20 protein-coding genes, 1 tRNA gene and 1 pseudogene are annotated in these 21,103 nt (G+C 69.7%); 15 read left to right on the forward strand and 7 right to left on the reverse strand.

Going from position 1 to position 21,103, the window contains the following annotated elements; genetic code table 11:
• Together HLK59_RS36465 and HLK59_RS36470 are read left to right on the forward strand one after the other, a co-directional pair.
• Positions 1-474: RICIN domain-containing protein (locus tag HLK59_RS36465; protein WP_171145909.1), on the forward strand; the 474-nt coding region annotated here is incomplete at its 5' end.
• 45 nt (positions 475-519) lie between these two features.
• The gene (locus HLK59_RS36470) at positions 520-1,413 is read left to right on the forward strand and encodes a DUF4429 domain-containing protein (protein ID WP_171145910.1); all 894 of its coding nucleotides are present in this window, start codon (positions 520-522) and stop codon (positions 1,411-1,413) included.
• 13 nt (positions 1,414-1,426) lie between these two features.
• Here HLK59_RS36470 and HLK59_RS36475 read toward each other — a convergent pair whose 3' ends face one another.
• Positions 1,427-3,007 carry a metallophosphoesterase family protein gene (locus HLK59_RS36475; protein ID WP_171145927.1) on the reverse strand — a complete coding sequence of 527 codons (1,581 nt, stop codon included), beginning with the start codon at positions 3,005-3,007 and terminating at the stop codon, positions 1,427-1,429.
• A 174-nt stretch (positions 3,008-3,181) separates the two neighbouring features.
• Here HLK59_RS36475 and HLK59_RS36480 point away from each other — a divergent pair, with 174 nt between their 5' ends.
• Positions 3,182-3,439, forward strand: a complete 258-nt coding sequence (locus tag HLK59_RS36480) for a hypothetical protein (RefSeq protein WP_171145911.1) — start codon at positions 3,182-3,184, stop codon at positions 3,437-3,439.
• 41 nt (positions 3,440-3,480) lie between these two features.
• Complete coding sequence (gene glmS / locus HLK59_RS36485; protein ID WP_171145912.1) at positions 3,481-5,298, forward strand: glutamine--fructose-6-phosphate transaminase (isomerizing); 1,818 nt, start codon at positions 3,481-3,483, stop codon at positions 5,296-5,298.
• A 180-nt stretch (positions 5,299-5,478) separates the two neighbouring features.
• Here glmS and HLK59_RS36490 read toward each other — a convergent pair whose 3' ends face one another.
• Positions 5,479-6,036, reverse strand: coding sequence for a GPR1/FUN34/YaaH family transporter (locus tag HLK59_RS36490; protein ID WP_171145913.1), 558 nt, complete (start codon positions 6,034-6,036; stop codon positions 5,479-5,481).
• Positions 6,037-6,186: 150 nt separating this feature from the next.
• Positions 6,187-6,714 (reverse strand): universal stress protein, encoded by a 528-nt coding sequence (locus HLK59_RS36495; RefSeq protein WP_171145914.1) that lies wholly within the window; start codon positions 6,712-6,714, stop codon positions 6,187-6,189.
• Positions 6,715-7,024: 310 nt separating this feature from the next.
• Here HLK59_RS36495 and HLK59_RS36500 point away from each other — a divergent pair, with 310 nt between their 5' ends.
• From HLK59_RS36500 to HLK59_RS36525, 6 genes are all read left to right on the forward strand, one after another.
• Positions 7,025-7,330, forward strand: coding sequence for a hypothetical protein (locus tag HLK59_RS36500; protein ID WP_171145915.1), 306 nt, complete (start codon positions 7,025-7,027; stop codon positions 7,328-7,330).
• Positions 7,331-7,716: 386 nt separating this feature from the next.
• On the forward strand, positions 7,717-8,910 hold the full coding sequence (locus tag HLK59_RS36505; RefSeq protein ID WP_171145916.1) for a helix-turn-helix domain-containing protein: 1,194 nt from the start codon (positions 7,717-7,719) through the stop codon (positions 8,908-8,910).
• A gap of 134 nt (positions 8,911-9,044) precedes the next feature.
• Positions 9,045-9,647, forward strand: coding sequence for an oligoribonuclease (gene orn, locus HLK59_RS36510; RefSeq protein WP_171145917.1), 603 nt, complete (start codon positions 9,045-9,047; stop codon positions 9,645-9,647).
• A 105-nt stretch (positions 9,648-9,752) separates the two neighbouring features.
• A tRNA-His gene (locus tag HLK59_RS36515) sits at positions 9,753-9,825 on the forward strand.
• Positions 9,826-9,894: 69 nt separating this feature from the next.
• The gene (locus HLK59_RS36520) at positions 9,895-10,395 is read left to right on the forward strand and encodes a GNAT family N-acetyltransferase (protein WP_346779892.1); all 501 of its coding nucleotides are present in this window, start codon (positions 9,895-9,897) and stop codon (positions 10,393-10,395) included.
• Positions 10,396-10,555: 160 nt separating this feature from the next.
• On the forward strand, positions 10,556-10,801 hold the full coding sequence (locus tag HLK59_RS36525; RefSeq protein ID WP_171145918.1) for a hypothetical protein: 246 nt from the start codon (positions 10,556-10,558) through the stop codon (positions 10,799-10,801).
• A gap of 7 nt (positions 10,802-10,808) precedes the next feature.
• On the opposite strand, the gene HLK59_RS36530 is transcribed toward HLK59_RS36525, so the two are convergent.
• Complete coding sequence (locus tag HLK59_RS36530; protein ID WP_171145919.1) at positions 10,809-11,864, reverse strand: LacI family DNA-binding transcriptional regulator; 1,056 nt, start codon at positions 11,862-11,864, stop codon at positions 10,809-10,811.
• Between the two features lie 382 nt (positions 11,865-12,246).
• Here HLK59_RS36530 and HLK59_RS36535 point away from each other — a divergent pair, with 382 nt between their 5' ends.
• The 4 genes from HLK59_RS36535 to HLK59_RS36550 all read left to right on the forward strand — a co-directional run bounded on the left by HLK59_RS36535 (position 12,247) and on the right by HLK59_RS36550 (position 17,036).
• On the forward strand, positions 12,247-13,569 hold the full coding sequence (locus HLK59_RS36535) for an extracellular solute-binding protein (protein WP_171145920.1): 1,323 nt from the start codon (positions 12,247-12,249) through the stop codon (positions 13,567-13,569).
• Between the two features lie 5 nt (positions 13,570-13,574).
• Complete coding sequence (locus tag HLK59_RS36540) at positions 13,575-14,585, forward strand: sugar ABC transporter permease (protein ID WP_171145921.1); 1,011 nt, start codon at positions 13,575-13,577, stop codon at positions 14,583-14,585.
• An 11-nt stretch (positions 14,586-14,596) separates the two neighbouring features.
• The gene (locus HLK59_RS36545; protein WP_171145922.1) at positions 14,597-15,502 is read left to right on the forward strand and encodes a carbohydrate ABC transporter permease; all 906 of its coding nucleotides are present in this window, start codon (positions 14,597-14,599) and stop codon (positions 15,500-15,502) included.
• Positions 15,503-15,599: 97 nt separating this feature from the next.
• The gene (locus HLK59_RS36550) at positions 15,600-17,036 is read left to right on the forward strand and encodes a GH1 family beta-glucosidase (protein WP_171145923.1); all 1,437 of its coding nucleotides are present in this window, start codon (positions 15,600-15,602) and stop codon (positions 17,034-17,036) included.
• A 92-nt stretch (positions 17,037-17,128) separates the two neighbouring features.
• On the opposite strand, the gene HLK59_RS36555 is transcribed toward HLK59_RS36550, so the two are convergent.
• The 3 genes from HLK59_RS36555 to HLK59_RS36565 form a co-directional block, all read right to left on the reverse strand.
• The gene (locus tag HLK59_RS36555; RefSeq protein ID WP_171145924.1) at positions 17,129-18,559 is read right to left on the reverse strand and encodes a cellulose binding domain-containing protein; all 1,431 of its coding nucleotides are present in this window, start codon (positions 18,557-18,559) and stop codon (positions 17,129-17,131) included.
• A 74-nt stretch (positions 18,560-18,633) separates the two neighbouring features.
• On the reverse strand, positions 18,634-20,040 hold the full coding sequence (locus HLK59_RS36560) for a HAMP domain-containing sensor histidine kinase (RefSeq protein WP_171145925.1): 1,407 nt from the start codon (positions 20,038-20,040) through the stop codon (positions 18,634-18,636).
• The gene (locus HLK59_RS36565; protein WP_171145926.1) at positions 20,037-20,741 is read right to left on the reverse strand and encodes a response regulator transcription factor; all 705 of its coding nucleotides are present in this window, start codon (positions 20,739-20,741) and stop codon (positions 20,037-20,039) included. Before HLK59_RS36565 ends, HLK59_RS36560 begins: the two co-directional genes overlap by 4 nt.
• A 99-nt stretch (positions 20,742-20,840) precedes the next feature.
• On the opposite strand from HLK59_RS36565, the pseudogene HLK59_RS36570 reads away from it, so the two are divergent.
• Positions 20,841-21,103 (forward strand): annotated as a pseudogene (locus HLK59_RS36570) (hypothetical protein); the annotation flags it as partial.

Genomic DNA, 21,103 nt, shown 5'->3' on the forward strand with positions numbered 1-21,103 from the left:
CCGTCCGCCACCGAGGGCGGCCCCCTCGCCACCGTCGCGCTGGAGAACACCGGCACCGGACGCTGCCTCAGGGCCAATTCCGGAGAGTCCCCGGACAACCCTCCCGAGCCCGCCGTCTGCGCGGCCGGCGACACCCAGGAGTGGCGGGTCGTCGCCATCGCGAAGAGCGCCTACGCCCTGGAGCACGTCGCCTCGGGATTCTGCCTCGACATCGCCGGCGACCGCGTCCAGGGCGACCCCATGCAACTCCGCCCCTGCGCCTACCGGCAGGGCGCCGACGCCCCCTTCCCCGAGGACCAGGCGTTCCTGCTCAGGGCCCGCGCCGACGGCACGTTCACGGTGGTCTGCCAGGAGAACCCGGAGATCGCGGTGGGGGTGCGGGCGGGCGAGGTGAGGATGCTGGCGACAGCCGGCTCGGGCAAGGAGATCCGCTTCGCCCTCGACGACGGCCTGGCGAAGGCGCTGGGCGGCTGAACCCGGGGCACTGGGCAACCGGGCCGGGAATGCCAGACTTTGCCCATGGCGGAAATCATCCAGAAGGACGGCACCTGGACCTTCGACGGCGACGCCCTGCGGCTGACCCCCGGGCGCGACAAGAACGTCAGCCTGTTCCGCAAGGCCCTGGGTGAACTGGTCGTCCCGCTGGGCGCGTTGGCGGGCGTCTCGTTCGAGCAGGGCCGCAGGGCGGGGCGGCTCAGGTTACGTCTGCGCGACGGCGCCGACCCGCTGCTGCACGCCACCGGCGGCCGGCTGACCGAGCCCAACGACCCGTACCAGCTGATCGTCGAGTCCGACCGCTACGGCGTCGCCGAGTACTTCGTGGACGAGGTCAGGAACGCGCTGCTGCTCGACCAGGTCCCGTCCGCGCCGGTCGCCGAGTACCTGCTGCCGGGCCCGGCCGTGCCGCTGTCGGTGTCCGCCGGGGACGGCACCGCGAGCTTCGACGGTGAGCGCGTCCGGCTGGAGTGGAACTGGAAGACGGAGGACGCCAAGGCCGCCGCCGGCATCCGCACCCTCGCCGTCACCGACCTCACCGCCGTGGAGTGGCACCCGGCGGTCGGCCTGGAGAACGGCTGCCTCCGCTTCAGCGTCAGGAACGCGCCGACCAAGGCGCCCCCGAAGTACGACCCCCACTCGGTCGAGCTGTGGGGCTTCAAGAAGGACCCGCTGATGGCCCTGGTCGCGGCGGCCGTCCAGGCCAGGCTTCCTCACCCGGCCGGAACGGCCGCCACGGACGTACGGAACACACCCGAGGGACGACCGGAACTGCCCTCCGCTCCGGTCGCTGCCACCGAGGACGACCATGACGCCCTCCTGCGCCGTCTGCGCGAGCTCGGCGAGCTGCGCCGCACGGGTGTGCTGACGGACGAGGAGTTCACGCTGGCCAAACAGGCGGTCCTCAAGCGGATGTAGGCCCCGCGGAGGGCTACTTGGCCCGGCGGGCCACCGTGAAGTGGTCGATCCGGTCACCGGTCTCGGCGATGCCCGACACCTTCAGCCTGGCGTAGTGCCCCCGCGCCGCGGGCTCCACGTCCACCCGCAGGAAGGAGTAGTTGAGGTAGCGCACCCGGGACCAGGTGACGGTCTCGTCGACCTTGCCGTCCTTGGTGTTGACGAAGGAGGCCACGGAGTCGACGTCCTTCACATGCCCCTCGTAGGAGTCCGGAGCGGAGAAGGCGTACAGGCTGCGGCCCGCCGCGCCCGCCGTCACGTAGACGACACCCTCGCTCTCGGGGTAGGCCGTGTCACCGATGGCCAGTTTCTTGACGACCTTGTCGCCCTTGATGACGTCGGTGCGCTCGTACTGGTGGTTGTGGCCGTTGATGACCAGGTCCACCGTGTACTTCTCGAACAGCGGCACCCACTCCTGGCGCACGCCCCCCTCCGAGGCGTGTGCGGTGGAGGTGCAGTAGGCGCAGTGGTGGAAGAACACGACGATGAAGTCGACGTCCTTCGAGGCGCGGAACTTCTTCAGCTGCGCCTCGAACCACGTGGTCTGGGTGCCGCCCGAGATACCGAGGTTGGCCGGGATCTCGAAGGAGATGTCGTTGGCGTCGAGCGAGACGACCGCCGTGTTGCCGTAGACGAAGCTGTAGACGCTCGGCAGGTTCCTGGCGTCGGGTCCGTTGTCGGGAAGGCTCCAGCGGGCCTCCTCGCCGCCGTAGCCGTTGGGCGAGTACCAGGCCTCCATGTCGTGGTTGCCGTAGGCCGGCATCCACGGCACGGACTTGGCGACGGACTCGGTCTGGGCGAGGAACTGGTCCCACACCCGCGAGTCGAAGCCGGTGTCGGCGGTCTTGCCCTGGCCCGCCGGATCGGCGTAGCAGATGTCGCCGGCGTGCAGATGGAAGGCCGGGTTCTGGCCGAGGAGCAGGCTGTTGTTGGCCAGGCCGTGGTAGCCGACGCCCTCGTCGCCGAAGGCCGTGAAGGTGAAGGCCTCCTTGTGCGCGGGCGCGGTGGTGAAGGTGCCGAGGGTGCCCAGCAGATGCGGCTCGGCCGGGTCGAAGCCCTGGTGGCCGACACCGTAGTAGTACGTCCGGCCGGGCTTGAGGTGGGTCAGCTTGGCGTGGACGTAGTACTGCGTGTGGTCGGCGCTGGCGCCGACGCCGGCCGGGGTGTACAGGGTGCGCACCTCGGCCTCGATCTTGCGGGAGAGGTCGAGGGGGTGGGCGCCGATGCGGACGAAGGGCTTCTTGACGGCGACGGGCACCTGCCACGAGACGGTGATCTCGGTGCGCGGGTCGTTGCCGAACGCGAGGTGGCGGCCGAAGGGGGCGACCAGGGCCCCGTCGACGCTCTCGGTGGCCGGGTGGGGCCGGGTGCTTGCGTGGTTCTGGGTGGGCGTGGCGGCCTGGGCGGTGGCGCCCGGCACGAACACGCCGCCCGCGACGGCGCCCAGCGTGACCGCGCCGCCCCTGATCATCGTGCGCCGGGAGAATCTGGCGCGCAGGTACTCGTGCTGCTCGGCCATGCTCATGCGCTCGGCGAGCTGCTCGGGTACGCCCATACGAGGAATGTCCATGGCTCCACAAGCTGCTCGTCGGACACATCGGCCCGGGGAACAGCCGGCCAACGGACTCCCATGGACAACCCATAAGTGTTCTAAGTGTCCGAACAGCCTCTTGCCCGAAATCGGGCAGGATTCTTGCGAAAGCCATGTCCGTCCTCCAGGATCTACCGGGTGCACGACGAACTTGTTGATCATCTGACGCGGTCCACGCCCCTCCAGCGGGGCGAGGCACTGCGGGTGATCCAGGACGTGCTCGCCTACTTCGACGAGACGACCGAGGACTACGTCCGTCGCCGCCACCGCGAACTCCAGGCCCAGGGCCTGGTCAACGCGCAGATCTTCGAACGGATCGAGGCGGACTTGAAATACCGGGCGGTCGCGCCGCCGGAGCTTACGCTCAGGCAGCTGCGCCGCATCGTCTACGGCTGAGACGGCTGAGTCGCTACAGCCGGGAAACGGATTACACCTATATGTGCGGAATCGTCGGATACATCGGGAAGCGTGATGTGGCCCCTCTCCTCCTGGAGGGCCTCCAGCGCCTGGAGTACCGCGGCTACGACTCGGCGGGCATCGTCGTCACGTCCCCGAAGACGGCGGGCCTGAAGATGGTCAAGGCCAAGGGCCGGGTCCGGGACCTGGAGGCCAAGGTCCCGGCGCGCTTCAAGGGCACGACCGGTATCGCCCACACCCGCTGGGCCACCCACGGCGCCCCCTCCGATGTGAACGCGCACCCGCACATGTCGGCCGACCTCAAGGTCGCCGTGGTCCACAACGGGATCATCGACAACGCCTCCGACCTGCGCCGCAAGCTGGAGGCGGACGGTGTCGAGTTCCTCTCCGAGACCGACACCGAGGTCCTCGTCCACCTCATCGCGCGCTCGCAGGCCGAGAAGCTGGAGGACAAGGTCCGCGAGACGCTGCGCGTCATCGAGGGCACGTACGGCATCGCCGTGATGCACGCCGACTTCAACGACCGCATCGTCGTGGCCCGCAACGGCTCCCCGGTCGTCCTGGGCATCGGCGAGAAGGAGATGTTCGTCGCCTCGGACATCGCGGCCCTCGTGACGCACACGCGCCAGATAGTGACCCTCGACGACGGCGAGATGGCCACGCTCAAGGCCGACGACTTCCGCACGTACACGACGGAGGGCACCCGTACGACGTCGGAGCCCACCACCGTCGAGTGGGAGGCCGCCTCCTACGACATGGGCGGCCACGACACGTACATGCACAAGGAGATCCACGAGCAGGCCGACGCCGTGGACCGCGTGCTGCGCGGCCGCATCGACGACCGCTTCTCCACCGTGCACCTGGGCGGCCTGAACCTGGACGCCCGCGAGGCCCGCCAGATCCGCCGGGTGAAGATCCTCGGCTGCGGCACCTCGTACCACGCCGGCATGATCGGCGCCCAGATGATCGAGGAGCTGGCCCGCATCCCCGCGGACGCCGAGCCGGCCTCCGAGTTCCGCTACCGCAACGCGGTCGTGGACCCCGAGACGCTGTACGTGGCGGTCTCCCAGTCGGGCGAGACGTACGACGTCCTCGCCGCGGTCCAGGAGCTCAAGCGCAAGGGCGCGCGGGTCTTCGGCGTCGTGAACGTGGTCGGCTCGGCGATCGCCCGCGAGGCGGACGCCGGCATCTACGTCCACGCGGGCCCCGAGGTCTGCGTGGTCTCCACGAAGTGCTTCACCAACACCACGGTCGCCTTCGCCCTGCTGGCGCTCCACCTGGGCCGCACCCGCGACCTCTCGGTCCGCGACGGCAAGCGCATCATCGAGGGCCTGCGCAGGCTGCCCCAGCAGATCACCGAGATCCTCGACAACGAGGAGGAGATCAAGAAGCTGGCCGAGCAGTACGCCGACGCCCGCTCGATGCTCTTCATCGGCCGTGTCCGGGGCTACCCGGTGGCCCGTGAGGCCTCCCTGAAGCTCAAGGAGGTCTCGTACATCCACGCCGAGGCCTATCCCGCCTCCGAGCTCAAGCACGGCCCGCTGGCCCTGATCGAGCCCGCCCTCCCCACGGTCGCGATCGTCCCCGACGACGACCTCCTGGAGAAGAACCGCGCCGCCATGGAGGAGATCAAGGCCCGCAGCGGCAAGATCCTCGCGGTCGCCCACCAGCACCAGGAGAAGGCCGACCACACCATCGTCGTCCCGAAGAACGAGGACGAACTGGACCCGATCCTCCTGGGCATCCCCCTCCAACTCCTGGCGTACCACACGGCTTTGACACTGGGCAGGGACATCGACAAGCCGAGGAACCTCGCCAAGTCCGTGACGGTGGAGTAGTTAATCCCCGCGACGGCGGAATGGATAATTGAGCAACCCCCACGGCGAGCAACCACCTCCGCGAGAGCGGCGCCGGTTTAGGCGCAAAAAAGTGAACGGACCCCCACGTGTTGCCACCGGACACGGGGGGTCCGTTCTCATGTCGCCGGGGCCGCCCAATACCCCGGCGTCGGCCGCGACTCAGCCGGTTGCCGTCACGCCCCGACCCGCAGCCCGCTTCGGAAGCACCGTCGGCCAGTGCGCCATGGCCGCAGTCGCCGCATACCAGGCCACCGCACCGGCCGCGACGGCGAACCAGCCGCCGACCTTGGTGAGCCCGTCGTTGCCGGCGAACTGGGCGATGGCCATCAGGACCAGCGCCACGAAGAACAACCCGTAGGCGCCCTGCCCGAGTTGGTCCCCACCCGCGAGGGTGAGCGACAGCGCCACGAGGGCGAAGAGCAGCAGGAACAGCCCGGCCGCGTTGGCGGAACCGGCGTCCGAGACGGCCCAGGTGAACCACAGCGCACCGAGCGCCGCGAAGGCCGTACCGTTGGCGGTGTCCTGTTCGCGGAAGGCCATGAGCCCCGCGACGAAGAGGGCGACTCCGCCCACGTAATGGGCGATTGACACGGCGTCAGCGGCTGTCACACCGTCGATCACGTCGGTGTGGCCGAGGCCGAACGCCAGGAGGGTGATCCCGAGGGCGAGTCGGCCGACGATGGTGGTGGTTGCTCCCGCGGAGACGTCATTGTCCACGGCGGGCTCCCTTCATGCTGTGCAGTTGTACGGTGTGCGATATATGCCCTTCACAAGCGCACAAACACCTCTACGCGCCAGTAGATTTACGCACCGCACAAGGGAGTTGCGGCCGTTCCCAGGCGGTATCTCACCTGGGACAACGGCGAGTCACGGAATCACAACGACGGGGCGCTTCGCGCGCTTCGCGAGCCGTCCCGCGACGGACCCGAAGATCCGCCCGACGAGTCCGTGCGTGGAACCGACGACGATCGCGTCCGCCTCGTACTCCCGCCCGACCTCTTCGAGTTCATGGCAGATGTCGCCGCCGCGCTCGACGAGGATCCACGGCACCTCGGCGAGATAGTCGGCGCAGGCGAGTTCGAGGCCGAGCACCTCGGTGCGGTGGTCCGGGACGTCGACGAAGACCGGTGGCTCACAGCCGGCCCACACGGTGGTGGGCAGCCGGTTGGCGACATGGACGATGATCAGACCCGAGCCGGAGCGATGGGCCATGCCGATGGAGTACGCGAGCGCGCGCTCGCTGGACGTGGAGCCGTCGAAGCCCACCACCACGCCGTGCTTGAAGGCGGGGTCGCAGGAATGACGTGACTCTTCCGCCGCCAGGGGCTCGGCCGCCGTGGGGTCGGCGACGGGCCGCTTGCGGTCCGCGGGTTCAAAGAATTCGTGACCGGCCATGGCTGTCTCGGCGTTGTGATCCTTTTTGGGAGGGACGACAGTGTGCGGCGGAGCTGTGTCCGGGAATCATCTTCCCAACCCCATACCCCCAAGGGTACGGCGGCACGCCTCCTTAGCCCAGATCCCGCGCACGGTCGGTGGGGGTTCCAGGGAGCATGCACGAGGGTGCGCCCGTAACGCAATGGTTGCTGCGCTGTACAGGCGGTTTGCACAGGATTCACGCCGCCGTACGGTCCTGACGGCGGTACGCGCAGTGACCGACCGCTCGAACACGCGTTGAACCCGGCAGTCACGCCCCAGGGAGCAACGCATGTCCGGACACCGACCCCCCTCCGAGGACTCCGCCACGGACGTGGTCCGCTGGGCGGTGTTCAGTTGCGTCCTCGTCCCCGTGGTCCTTCTCTGGTACGGCAGCTCGCTCGCCGGCGCGGCGGGCACCGCCCTCGGCCTGGCCGCCGTCACGGCCGTCTGCCGGGTCCTGCTGCGCCAGTCGGAGCGCGGTGCGGCCCGCCTGCTCGCCGAGGAGAGCGCGCCCCACCGTGGCCGTCATCACAGGGCCGGAACGGGGGCCCGTCGAGGCGGTCGTCACACTGGGGGAAACTCACCGGTCGCTTGACCGGTTTCCGCGCACGGACCCGTATCTTTTCAGCCAACTTCCGGCCACCGCGCATCCGTTGCCCCCACCACCCCCCACCCCCCGTTCGACCTGCACGGAAAGGGTCTCCAGGGCCCCTCGCACCCTACGTGGATTGGCCACTACGACGAGGCGCACTTCCCTGCACGGCCCGTGAGTGCAACGCTTCGTGATCGAATGCTTCACGCCAAGTTGCCATGTCGACAATGTGCCGGTTGCCGAACTGGTCACCCCGGCACCACTGGACACAGTAGATTCGATCTTGACGTCTTACGGCGGGGGACTCGTGCAGGACCGAGGGGAAACGTGCTGGAGCGACAAGCCCGACAAGTTAGGGGCGCCGCGACCACCGAGGGGGGCTTAGCAGTATGAGCCACGACTCCACTGCCGCGCCGGAAGCCGCGGCCCGGAAGCTTTCCGGGCGACGCCGCAAGGAGATCGTCGCGGTGCTGCTGTTCAGCGGCGGCCCCATCTTCGAGAGTTCCATACCGCTGTCGGTGTTCGGGATCGACCGCCAGGACGCCGGCGTGCCGCGCTACCGCCTGCTGGTGTGCGGCGGCGAGGAAGGCCCGCTGCGGACCACAGGGGGCCTGGAACTCACCGCGCCACATGGCCTGGAGGCGATCGCACGGGCGGGCACGGTCGTCGTGCCGGCCTGGCGTTCGATCACCTCACCACCGCCGGAGGACGCGCTCGACGCACTGCGCCGGGCGCACGAAGAGGGCGCCCGCATCGTCGGACTGTGCACCGGTGCCTTCGTGCTGGCCGCCGCGGGCCTGCTGGACGGCCGTCCCGCGACCACCCACTGGATGTACGCGCCGACGCTGGCCAAACGCTATCCGTCGGTGCACGTGGATCCACGCGAACTGTTCGTCGACGACGGCGACGTACTGACATCGGCCGGTACCGCGGCCGGAATCGATCTCTGTCTCCACATCGTGCGGACGGACCACGGCAACGAGGCGGCCGGCGCGCTGGCCAGGCGTCTTGTCGTGCCCCCGCGCCGATCGGGCGGCCAGGAGCGCTATCTCGATCGGTCTTTACCGGAGGAGATCGGCGCCGACCCGCTCGCCGAGGTCGTCGCCTGGGCACTGGAGCACCTCCACGAGCAGTTCGACGTGGAGACGCTGGCGGCACGGGCGTACATGAGCCGTCGTACGTTCGACCGCCGCTTCCGCTCGCTCACCGGCAGCGCACCGCTTCAGTGGCTGATCACCCAGCGGGTGCTCCAGGCGCAACGGCTCCTGGAGACGTCGGACTACTCGGTGGACGAGGTCGCGGGGCGCTGCGGGTTCCGTTCGCCGGTGGCACTGCGCGGGCACTTCCGCCGCCAGCTGGGCTCCTCGCCCGCGGCGTACCGCGCGGCGTACCGGGCGCGGCGTCCGCAGAGCGAGCGTCCGACCGAGAGCGACGCAGTGGCAGGCCCCATGGGCCCGCCACCCGTTCTCCACCCGGAGGGCGGCCCGGTCCCGCTCCAGACCCGGCGTACGGCGGCGGCGAGCGCGATGGGCCCGGCGGCCCAGCTGTCGGCGAGCCTGCCGGGGCAGCGCAGCGGATCGTAACGGCGTACCGCGACGCCGGACGGGATGTCCGCCGGACGGGATGATCCACTCATCCCGTCCGGCGTTCGGCCGTGCGCTCAGGTCGCAGCACCGCCGGGCCTCCCAAAAGGCGACGTCAGCTTTAGGGTGGTCGCATGAACGATCGCATGGTGTGGATCGACTGCGAGATGACCGGCCTCTCGCTGTCCGACGACGCGCTCATCGAGGTTGCCGCCCTCGTCACCGACTCCGAGCTGAACGTACTCGGCGAAGGAGTGGACATCGTCATCCGACCGCCGGACCAGGCGCTGGAGACGATGCCGGAGGTGGTGCGTCAGATGCACACCGCGTCCGGGCTCCTCGACGAACTCGCCGGCGGCACGACGCTGGCCGAGGCCGAGGCGCAGGTCCTCTCCTACATCCGGGAACACGTCAAGGAGGCCGGCAAGGCCCCCCTGTGCGGCAACTCCGTGGGCACGGACCGTGGCTTCCTGCTCCGGGACATGCCGACGCTGGAGGGCCACCTCCACTACCGGATCGTCGACGTCTCCTCAGTGAAGGAGCTGGCCCGGCGCTGGTATCCGCGGGCCTACTTCAACAGCCCCGACAAGAACGGCAACCACCGCGCCCTCGCCGACATCCGCGAGTCCATCGCGGAGCTGCGCTACTACCGCGAGGCCGTGTTCGTGCCGCAGCCCGGCCCCGACTCGGACACCGCAAAGACGATCGCCGCGAAGTACGTCCTGCCCGCTCAGTAGCCGCGTCAGGGGGCGCCGTAAAAGCCGTGCACGAGCACCCCTTCGGACCCTGTACACTTTTTCTCGGCCGGTAGGGGAAACCCAAAAGCAGGAACGCCGGTCGTGGTGGGTGTAGCTCAGCTGGTAGAGCACCTGGTTGTGGTCCAGGAAGTCGCGGGTTCAAGTCCCGTCACTCACCCTCAGTGATCAGCCGGTGACCTCGGTACAGAGGTCACCGGCTGATTCGTTTCCCGGCCCGGGAGCCCACGTGCACACCGAACTCATCCGCACGGCCCGCCTCGACCTCCTCCCCCTGCGCGTGGACCACGCCGAGGAGATGTCGGCCGTCCTGTCCGACCCGGCCCTGCACACCTTCATCGGCGGAGCACCCCTGACCGCCGAGCAGCTACGCGCGCGCTACGAGCGCCTGGTCACCGGCTCCCCCGACCCGACCGTCTCCTGGCTCAACTGGGTCCTGCGCCGGCACACGGACGACACCCTCATCGGCACCGTCCAGGCCACACTCACCGACCGCCACCACGCCGAGATCGCCTGGATCATCGGCACCCCCTGGCAGGGCCACGGCCTGGCCTCGGAGGCGGCCCGGGGACTGGTGACCTGGCTGGTCCGCCAGTACGTCCGAACCATCACGGCCCACATCCACCCGGACCACGCGGCGTCCGCCGCCGTGGCAACAGCGGCAGGCCTGACCCCGACCGACGAACAGCACGAAGGGGAGACGGTCTGGCGGCTGTCCTTGAGCGACTGAGGTGCCATCCATGGGCGTATCGTCATGATATGGGCCATTCGCGATCCTGGGGAGGCTCATCATGACGGACCATCGCCACCGGGGGTGGTCACAACCGCCTCCGGCCCCACCGCCGACCGCCCGGCGCAGTCGCTTCCCCCGATGGCGACCGCTGACCTGGGTGATCCTCGCCTTCAACCTGTTGATGCTGCTGTGGCTCGTCGTCGGGTTGAACGCGGCGTCCGACGAAGGCGAAAGCTGCACCGATCAGTTGTGCCAGGACGCGAACGACGTAGGAACTGCCATCGGCGCCGGCATCGTTCTGTTCATCTGGGCAGCCGGAGCTGTGATCCTCGGCGTCATCTGGCTGGTCACCAACCGATCGTTGCAGCAAGGACCGCCCCAACGACCCCCGCAGCGCTGGTGATTGCACCTCACGACGACGTGCGCGCCACCAGTTCCGTGGCCAGGACCACCTGTCGCCTCTCCAGCCCCCGTGACGCCGCCGGGCGGCGGTCCGCGATCTCGGTGAGGAGGAGGTCGATCATGTGGCGGCCCATCTCGGCGATGGGCTGGCGGACGCTGGTGAGGGGTGGGTCCATGTGGCGGGCGATGGCGGAGTCGTCGTAGCCGACGAGGGCGACGTCGTCGGGGATACGGCGGCCGGCCTCGCGCAGCGCCTGGCGGGCGCCCGCCGCGGTGACGTCCGAGGCGGCGAAGACCGCGTCCACGTCGGGGACGCGGGACAGCAGCGCGGCCATCGCGCTGGTGCCGCCCTCCTCCGTGAAGTCACCCGCTTCGATCAGGTTCTCGTTCGCCTCCAGGCCCGCCTCGCGCAGCGCGTCCCGGTAACCGTCGATCCGGCGCTGGGCACCGTACACATCGAGGCGTCCGGTGATGTGCGCTATGCGGGTGCGACCACGGGAGAGCAGGTGCTCCACCGCCTGCCGGGCGCCGCCGTAGTTGTCCGAGTCCACCGAGGGAAGCGTTTCCGCCGCCGAGCGGGGACCGCTGATCACCGCCGGTATCTCCAGCTGGGCCAGCAGATCCGGCAGCGGGTCGTCGGCGTGCACCGAGACCAGCAGCACCCCGTCCACGCGGTGCGCCGCCAAGTACTGGGCCAGCCGCTGCCTTTCCCGGTCGTTGCCCGCGAAAATCAGCAGGAGTTGCATCTCCGTCTCGGAGAGCTCCGCCGCGACACCCTTCAGCATGTCCGAGAAGTACGGCTCCGCGAAGAACCGGGTCTCCGGCTCGGGGACGACCAACGCGATCGCGTCCGTCCGGTTGGCCGCCAGCGCACGCGCAGCCGTGTTCGGGACGTAGCCGAGCTCCGCGACCGCCGCCTCCACCGCCGCGCGGGTCGCGTCACTGACCCGGGGCGAGCCGTTGATCACCCGGGAGACCGTGCCGCGGCCGACTCCGGCACGCGCGGCCACCTCTTCGAGGGTCGGCCGGCCACCGCTCCGGCCCCGCGCTCCGTGGGTTGCCATGGGCTCCGCCCTCCGCCGTCGTCATCACGCTGGCCTGGAATCTAACAGTCCCGTTGGGCATGCGAACGCCCCCTGGGGGCTGCCGCCCCCAGACCCCCGCTCCGGCCCCGAACGGGCCCCGTCCTCGAACGCCCGACGGGCCGAAAGATCAACCCCCGGAGTTAGTTAACAGGCCGATAACTGAAGACATCTCTCCTCGCCGACTCCCTTGACACCCCCGCCGAGACCGACGACTCTTCAACTCATCACTGATGGGAGCGCTCCCACAGTACCTGACACATACACATCCCGCACGTTCCCCGCCCGAGCCGCCGCGAGAACTAACGGGCCCAACCATGCAGTTGGCCGGGGGGTCGGCACGTCAGGGCAACAGGAGGACTCAATGCGAGCACGTACCCGAACCGCCCGTCGCAGGGTGGTGGTCCTCGCGGCCGTCGCGTCGCTGGGCGCCGGGCTGCTGGCCGGCTGTGCCGACGACGGCAAGAGCGACGAGGGAGGCTCTTCGTCCGAGGGCGGCGGCGGCAAGACCAAGATCACGCTCGGCCTCTTCGGCACCGCCGGCTTCGAGGAGTCCGGCCTGTACAAGGAGTACGAGAAGCTCCACCCGGACATCGACATCCAGCAGACCGTCGTCGAGCGCAACGAGAACTACTACCCGGCGCTGATCAACCACCTCACCACCAACAGTGGTCTCCAGGACATCCAGATGGTCGAGGTCGGCAACATCGCCGAGATCGTCGGGACCCAGTCCGACAAGCTGCTCGACCTGTCGAAGTACGGCAAGAAGAGCGACTACCTGGAATGGAAGTGGGAGCAGGCCACCACCTCCGGCGGCCAGACCATCGGTGTCGGCACCGACATCGGCCCGATGGCCATCTGCTACCGCACCGACCTGTTCAAGGCGGCCGGTCTGCCCACCGACCGCGAGGAGGTCGGCAAGCTGTGGGCCGGCGACTGGAACAAGCTCGTCGACGTCGGCAAGCAGTACAAGGCGAAGGCGCCCAAGGGCACCACGTTCCTGGACTCCCCCGGCGGTCTGATCCAGGCGATCCTCAGCGGTGAGAAGGACCGGTTCTACGACTCCTCCGGCAAGGTCATCTACAAGACCAACCCGGCCGTCAAGTCCGCCTTCGACCTCACCGCGGCGGCCGCCGAGGACGGGCTGATCGGCAACCAGACCCAGTTCCAGCCCGCCTGGGACACCACCATCGCCAACAGCAAGTTCGCGGCGATGTCCTGCCCGCCGTGGATGCTGGGTTACATCAAGGGCAAGTCGAAGCCCGAGTCGGCCGGCAAGTGGGACATCGCCCAGGCGCCGAAGTCCGGCAACTGGGGCGGGTCCTTCCTGACCGTGCCCAAGTCCGGCAAGAACACCGAGGAAGCGGCGAAGCTGGCCGCCTGGCTGACCGCACCCGAGCAGCAGGCCAAGCTGTTCGCCGTGCAGGGCAGCTTCCCGAGCACCCCGGCCGCGTACGACTCGGACGCGGTGAAGAGCGCCAAGAACGACATGACCGGTGACGCGCCGATCGGCACGATCTTCGCCGAGGCCGCCAAGAACATCCCCGTGCAGACGATCGGCCCGAAGGACCAGATCATCCAGCAGGGCCTGACCGACAACGGCGTCATCCTGGTGACCCAGGGCAAGTCCGCCAAGGAAGCCTGGGAGAACGCCGTCAAGACCATCGACAACAACCTGGACCAGTGACCCGTATGACCACTGGGCACGAAACCGCTGCCGCGCCCCCCGCCAAGGAGGGGGGCGCGGCCCCGGCCCGCCCGCCCGCTGGGCCCTCCACGGACGAGCGCCGCCGGGCCCGGCTGTCCCGCCGCTGGCAGCGGGACATGCGCTGGAGCCCGTACGCGTTCGTCTCACCGTTCTTCCTGCTGTTCCTCGCGTTCGGCCTGTTCCCGCTGATCTACACCGGCTGGGCCTCGCTGCACCAGGTGGAGCTGACCGCGCCCACCGACATGAACTGGGTGGGCTTCAAGAACTACACGCGGATCTTCGACGACGACTTCTTCTGGAACGCGGCGAAGAACACGCTGACCATCGGGATCATCTCGACGGTCCCGCAGCTGCTGATGGCGATGGGCCTCGCGCACATCCTCAACTACAAGCTGCGTGCCTCGACCTTCTACCGGGTCGCGATGCTCGCCCCGTACGCGACGTCGATCGCCGCCGCCTCGCTCGTCTTCGTCCTGCTCTTCGGCCGTGACTACGGCATGATCAACTGGGCGCTGAACCAGGTCGGCATCGACAACATCGACTGGCAGAACGACAAGTGGGCCTCTCAGATCGCGGTCTCCTCGATCGTCGTCTGGCGCTGGACCGGCTACAACGCGCTGATCTATCTGGCGGCGATGCAGGCGATCCCGCAGGATCTGTACGAGTCCGCGGCCCTGGACGGGGCCAACCGCTGGCAGCAGTTCTTCCATGTGACGCTGCCGTCGCTGCGGCCGACGATCCTGTTCACGGTGGTCGTCTCCACCATCGGCGCCTCCCAACTCTTCGGCGAGCCACTGCTGTTCGACGCCAACAAGGGAGCCTCCGGCGGAGCCCAGCACCAGTTCCAGACGCTCGGCCTCTATCTGTACGAGCAGGGCTGGGTCAACCAACACCTGGGCCGCGCCTCCGCGATCGCGTGGACGATGTTCCTGATCCTCATCGTCATCGGGATCGTCAACTACGTCATCTCGCGCCGGCTGCGCGCCAGTAGTTAGGAGAACCGGCCGTGACGACGACACTGACTCCGCCCTCCGACACTCCTCCCAAGGAGCCGAAGCGGGTACGACGTCCCAAGGCCGCCCGTGCGGGCGGCACCCTGCACGCCGGGCCGATCGCCTATGTGATCCTCGCCCTGTTCACCGTCGGCTCGCTGTTCCCGCTGGTGTGGACGGCGATCGCGGCCTCGCGCGACAACCAGCGGCTGGCGCAGAACCCGCCGCCGTTCTGGTTCGGTTCGGGGCTGTTCGACAAGCTGGAGATCGCCTGGACCGACGCCAACCTGGGCGAGGCATTCATCAACACCACGTTCGTGGCGGGGGTTTCGGCGATCACCATCGTCGTCCTGTCCACGATCGCCGGGTTCGCCTTCGCCAAGCTGCGCTTCAAGGGCCGTAGCGCCATGATGCTGATCGTCATCGGCACGATGATGGTGCCGCCGCAGCTGAGCGTGATCCCGCTGTACATGATGGTCGCCAAGCTCGACTGGTCCGACCAGCTGCAGGCGGTGATCCTGCCCTCGCTGGTCAGCGCGTTCGGTGTGTTCTTCATGCGGCAGTACCTGATCCAGGCGCTGCCCGACGAGATCATCGAGGCGGCCCGGGTCGACGGCGCGAGCAGCTGGCGCGTGATCTGGCACGTGGTGTTCCCGGCCGCGCGCCCCGCGATGGCCGTGCTCGGCATGCTGATGTTCGTGCAGACGTGGAACGACTTCCTGTGGCCGTTCCTGGTCCTGACCCAGACCGGCAACCCGACCGTGCAGGTGGCGGTCGCGGGTCTGGGCCGCGGCTACACCCCGGACCAGTCCCTGATCATGGCCGGCGCGCTGCTCGGCACGCTGCCGCTGCTGATCGTCTTCGCGATCTTCGGCAAGCAGATCGTCGGCGGCATCATGCAGGGTGCCGTCAAGGGCTGACCCCCGCTTTCCCGGGGGCCGGGTCACCGCCGCCTCGGCCCCTTCCCTTCCCCCCATCTACCCGTCGGTCTCCACGACCTCCAATGGGAGCGCTTCCATGCCTGAGCCCGCAACGCCGGCGACCCCGGTGACCTTTCCTCCCGCCTTCCTCTGGGGCGCCGCCACCTCGGCGTACCAGATCGAGGGGGCGGTGCGGGAGGGCGGCCGTACGCCCTCGATCTGGGACACCTTCAGTCATACGCCCGGCAAGACCGCCGGCGGCGAGCACGGTGACATCGCTGTCGACCACTACCACCGCTACCGCGACGACGTGGCGATGATGGCGGACCTCGGCCTGAACGCGTACCGCTTCTCGATCTCCTGGTCCCGGGTGCAGCCGACGGGCCGGGGCCCGGCGGTCCAGGTCGGTCTGGACTTCTACCGGCGGCTGGTGGACGAGCTCCTCGACAAGGGCATCAAGCCCGCCGTCACCCTCTACCACTGGGATCTGCCGCAGGAGCTGGAGGACGCGGGCGGCTGGCCGGAGCGTGACACGGCCTACCGTTTCGCCGAGTACGCACAGATCGTCGGCGAGGCGCTGGGCGACCGGGTGGAGCAGTGGATCACCCTCAACGAGCCCTGGTGCAGCGCCTTCCTGGGCTACGCGTCCGGGGTGCACGCACCCGGCCGCACCGACCCGGCTGCCTCGCTGAAGGCGGCCCATCATCTGAACCTGGCGCACGGGCTGGGCACTTCGGCCCTGCGCGCGGCGATGCCGGCCCGCAACTCGGTGGCGTTGAGCCTCAACTCCTCGGTGGTACGGCCGGTTTCGCAGGACCCGGCGGACCTGGCCGCGGCCCGGAAGATCGACGACCTGGCCAACGGGGTCTTCCACGGCCCGATACTGCACGGGGCGTACCCGGACTCGCTGTTCGCGGCGACGGAGCTGATCACGGACTGGTCGTACGTCGAGGACGGTGACCTGCGGGCGATCAACCAGCCGCTGGACGCGCTGGGGCTCAACTACTACACGCCGACGCTGGTGTCGGCGGCGGACACCGATCTGAGCGGTCCGCGCGCGGACGGCCACGGGGCGAGCGACTTCTCCCCGTGGCCGGGCGCGGACGACGTCGCCTTCCACCAGTCTCCGGGTGAGCGCACGGAGATGGGCTGGTCGATCGACCCGACCGGTCTGCACGAGCTGATCATGCGCTACACCCGTGAGGCCCCGGGTCTGCCGCTGTACATCACGGAGAACGGCGCGGCCTACGACGACAAGCCCGACCCCGAGGGCCGCGTCCACGACCCGGAGCGCATCTCCTACCTCCACGGCCATCTCGCCGCGGTCCGCCGCGCGGTCTCGGACGGCGCGGACGTGCGCGGCTACTACCTGTGGTCCCTGATGGACAACTTCGAGTGGGCGTACGGCTACGAGAAGCGGTTCGGCGCGGTGTACGTCGACTACGCGACCCTGGCGCGTACGCCCAAGTCGAGCGCCCTCTGGTACGGGCAGGCGGCCCGCACGGGCACGCTGCCTCCGGTTCCGGAGGTCTAGCGGGGGCTGGGACCACCACGGGACGGGGGAGGGGCGCGGCATCCGAGGGGGATGCCGCGCCCCGGCCCGTGGGGGGCGTCAGTGGCAGGCCGTCAGTTGTAGGCCGCGAAGGCCTTCGAGAAGGCGTGGGCGTCCTGGACGATCGAGCTGCACGTGGCGTCGGCGTAGTTCTTGGCGCCGCCGGAGCACTGCTTGTCCCGGGTGGCCGACCACATGGAGAGCCAGCCGAGGCCCTTGGACTTGGCGAAGTCCACCAGCTGGGTGGCGTCGTCGACCTTGAAGATCTCCGTGGTGACGTCGTTGACGCCGATCATCGGAGTGACGGCCACGGCCTTCCAGGCGGCGCTGTCGGAGAGGCCGAGGACGCTCTTGACCTGGGCCTGGGTGGCGGTGGCGGCCTGTTCGGCGTAGGTGCCCATGTCGCCGCTGTAGGCCGGTCCGTAGTCCATCGCCATGATGTTGACGGTGGCGATGTCGACGCCGTTCTTCCTGGCGTCGGCGAGCAGGTCCACGCCCGCCTGGGTCAGGCCCTCCGGCATCACCGGGAGGGTGAAGGAGACGTCCAGGTCCGGGTGGTCCTTCTGGAGTTCGGCTATGGCCTGCGCGCGGCGGGTGTTCGCCGCGGTGTCGGGAAGCGCGCCGCCCTCGACGTCGAAGTCGACCTTGGTGAGGTCGTAGGCGGCCACGACCTTCTCGTACGCCGTCGCCAGCGCGGTCGCCGAGGAGCAGGTCGTCGCCAGTTCGGAGCCGGCCGCGCCGCCGAACGACACCCGGACGTCGCCGCCCTTGGCCCGTAGCGTGCCGATCTGGGCGGCCACGGCGTCGCTCGCGAGGTCGGTGACGCCGCCCCACTTCGGGGTGCAGCCGCCGCCGTCGGTGACGAAGGCGAGGTTGTAGTCCTTGACGCCGGTGGCCGCGGCGGTGGCGACCAGGTCGAAGGCCGGGTAGAGGGAGGTGTCGACGTAGGGGGCGAAGCCGGCGCTTGTCGTGGTACCGGTGCCGGTGCTGGTCGAGGGGGATGCGGTGGCCGTGGGGGTGGCTGTCGGTGTCGCCGTCGCCGTCTGCGTGGGGCGGCCGCTGGGCTCCGGCGTGGCAGCGTCGTCGGCGGAGCAGGCAGCGCCGTCGACGCGACAACCGGCCGGGGCTCCGGTGCCGTTGACCACGAAGCCGACGGTGACGGACTTGCCGGGTGCCAGGCCCTCGGTGTCCCACTTGGCCGGCCGCACGGTGATGTGCTGCCCGCTGACGCTCGACTCGGCGTTCCAGAGCGAGCTCAGCTTCGACCCGGACGGCAGGTCGAACTCCAGCGTCCAGTCCTTCTCGGTCGCCCCGCTGTTGTTCGTCACGACGTACTGGGCGGTGTAGCCGGTCGACCAGTCACTGGTCCTGGTGTACGCGGCGCCGACCCCGGCCGCCTGAGCCGTACCGGTGAGCAGGATCGCGCCGCCGCCGACCACGGCCGCGGCGACGGCCCCGGCGATCACCTTGTTCCTGCCGCTGACCTTGCGTCGATGGATGCTCATGAGACGGCACGCTAGCGAGCCCGAATCGGGCAAACGGCCTGTTCGGGACGGGGGTCGAGGATCTTAGGGCGCCCTTAAGGGAGGGATCGGGACCGGTTAAAGGTCGAGACCAATCTGCCGCGCCGCCGACGCCGTACGCCCCCTCGGTGCCCCCTGCCGGGTGTGCGCACCCGCCCGTCCAGCTGGATCCAGATCCGCACCTCGGTGCCGCCCAGCACCGACGAGCCGATCCGCACGTCCCCGCCGGTCTCCTCCGCGAGCCGGCGCACGATGTCCAGGCCGAGCCCGGTCGACCCGGCGCTCCCGGACCCGCGCCCACGGGCCATCGCCGCCTCGGGGTCGCGGATGCCGGGCCCCGCGTCCGAGACCAGCACGATCACCGCGTCCTCGCCGTTGTGCACGTCGACCGCGAAGGCGGTGCCCTCGGGGGTGTGCCGGAAGACATTGCCGAGCAGGGCGTCCAGCGCCGCCGCGAGGTCGGCGCGGGCCACGGGTATCCGCACCGGCCGCTCCACACCGGCCACCCGCACCTTGCGGCCCTCGTCCTCGGCGAGCGCCGACCAGAACGCCATCCGCTCCCGGACCACCTCGGCGGCATCGCATCCGGCGCCGGGCCCGGCGGCCGCGGTCTGCGGCTTGGCCTCCCGCGCCGTCCGGATGATGGTGTCGACCTCGCGCTCCAGCTGGGCGACGGCCGCCCGGGTCTGTTCGGCGGCGGGCCCGTCGCCGAGCGAGGCGGTGTTGAGCCGCAGCACGGTCAGGGGGGTGCGCAGGCGATGGGACAGGTCGGCCGCCAGCTCCCGTTCGTTCGCGAGCAGTTGGACGACCTGGTCGGCCATGGAGTTGAACGCCACCGCCGCGAGCCGCAGTTCGGTCGGTCCCTCCTCGGGCACCCGGGAGCCCAGCTTCCCCTCCCCCAGTTCGTGCGCGCCCTCGACGAGCCGCTGGGCGGGCTGCACCATCCGTACGCCCAGTCGGTCCGCGACCGCGACCGAGCCGACGACCAGCGCGACACCGACCCCGGCGAGGACCGCCCACGCCGTGGCCACGCCGTTGCTGACCTCGGACTCCGGGACGTAGACCTCGACGACCGCGATCTCGCCGGAGCTGAGCGCGACCGGCTGGAGCAGCGTGGAGCCGCCGTCCACCTCGCTGGTGGAGGCGCGGCCCAGCTTCCGTACGGTCGCGATGTCCCCGTCGGCGGCGCGCCGGCGCCCGATGTCGACGGCCTGGGCGCCGCCGCCGGACGGTATGTGCACGGCCATCTCGGCCTCCGAGCCGGCGGAGGCGACGACCCGCTCCAGCTGGTCCCGGTCGGTGGTGATGGACAGGGCGGGGGCGACGGCCGCGGCCTCGCGCTCGGCGTTGGAGAAGGCGCGGTCCCGGGCCATCTCCTTGATGACCAGACCGAGGGGGACGGCGAAGGCGACCACGACCATGGTGGTGACGGCGAGGCAGACCTTGACGAGTGCCCATCTCATCGCAGCGGCTCCCCACCTGGTGGTTCCAGTTTCACGCCGACGCCCCGCAGGGTGTGCAGATAGCGCGGTCGCGCGGCGGTCTCGCCCAACTTGCGGCGCAGCCAGGACAGATGGACGTCGATGGTCTGGTCGTCGCCGTAGGACTGCTGCCACACCTCGGCGAGGAGTTCCTTGCGGGGGACGACGACGCCGGGGCGGCCGGCGAGGAAGGCGAGCAGGTCGAACTCGCGGCGGGTGAGGTCGAGACGGGCGCCGTCCAGCTCGGCCTGGCGGCGCAGCGGGTCGACGACGAGGCCGCCGACCCGGATCACGGACTCGGGCGGCGCCTCACCGCCGGTGGCACGGGCCCGTCGCAGGACGGCGGCCATCCGCGCGGAGAGATGCTCGACCGAGAAGGGCTTGGTCAGGTAGTCGTCCGCGCCCGCGTTCAACAGCCGGACGACCTCCGCCTCGTCGTCCCTCGCGGTGGCGATGATCACAGGGACGTCGGTGATCCCGCGCAGCATCTTCAGCGCCTCGGACCCGTCCAGGTCGGGCAGACCGAGGTCGAGGATGACCACGTCGAAACGGAAATGGGCGACCTCGCGCAGCGCCTCCAGTGCCGTACCGACACTGCGCACGGTGTGCGCGGCGTCGGTGAGATGCCGGATCAGCGCCGAGCGTACGAACTGGTCGTCCTCGACCACGAGCACACTTGCCATGCGCCGCACCGTACGCCATGCGGGGGACCCCCATCCGGGCCCTGTGGACAACTCCCGGCTGTGGACAACGGGTGGGACGGGTGAGGCAGTATGGCCGCGATGCGCAGAGGACTCGTACACGTACTGGCTTGGTCGCTCGCCACGGGCGCGGCGGTCACGCTGTCGTGGTGGGGCGTCCACACGGTGATGGCGGGCACGGCCTACGACCCCCCGCGCGCCCTGCCGATCACGGCGGCCGACGCGACGACCCAGGAGTCCAAGCCGCTGACGTCCTCGACACCACGGGCGACACCGTCGACGAGCCCGTCGCGGAAACCGTCCCGCACCCCGACGCCGTCCCCCTCGAAGACGCCGACGAAGAC

The sequence above is a fragment of the Streptomyces sp. S3(2020) genome (assembly GCF_013044505.1).
In the GTDB taxonomy this organism is placed as follows: Bacteria; Actinomycetota; Actinomycetes; order Streptomycetales; family Streptomycetaceae; genus Streptomyces.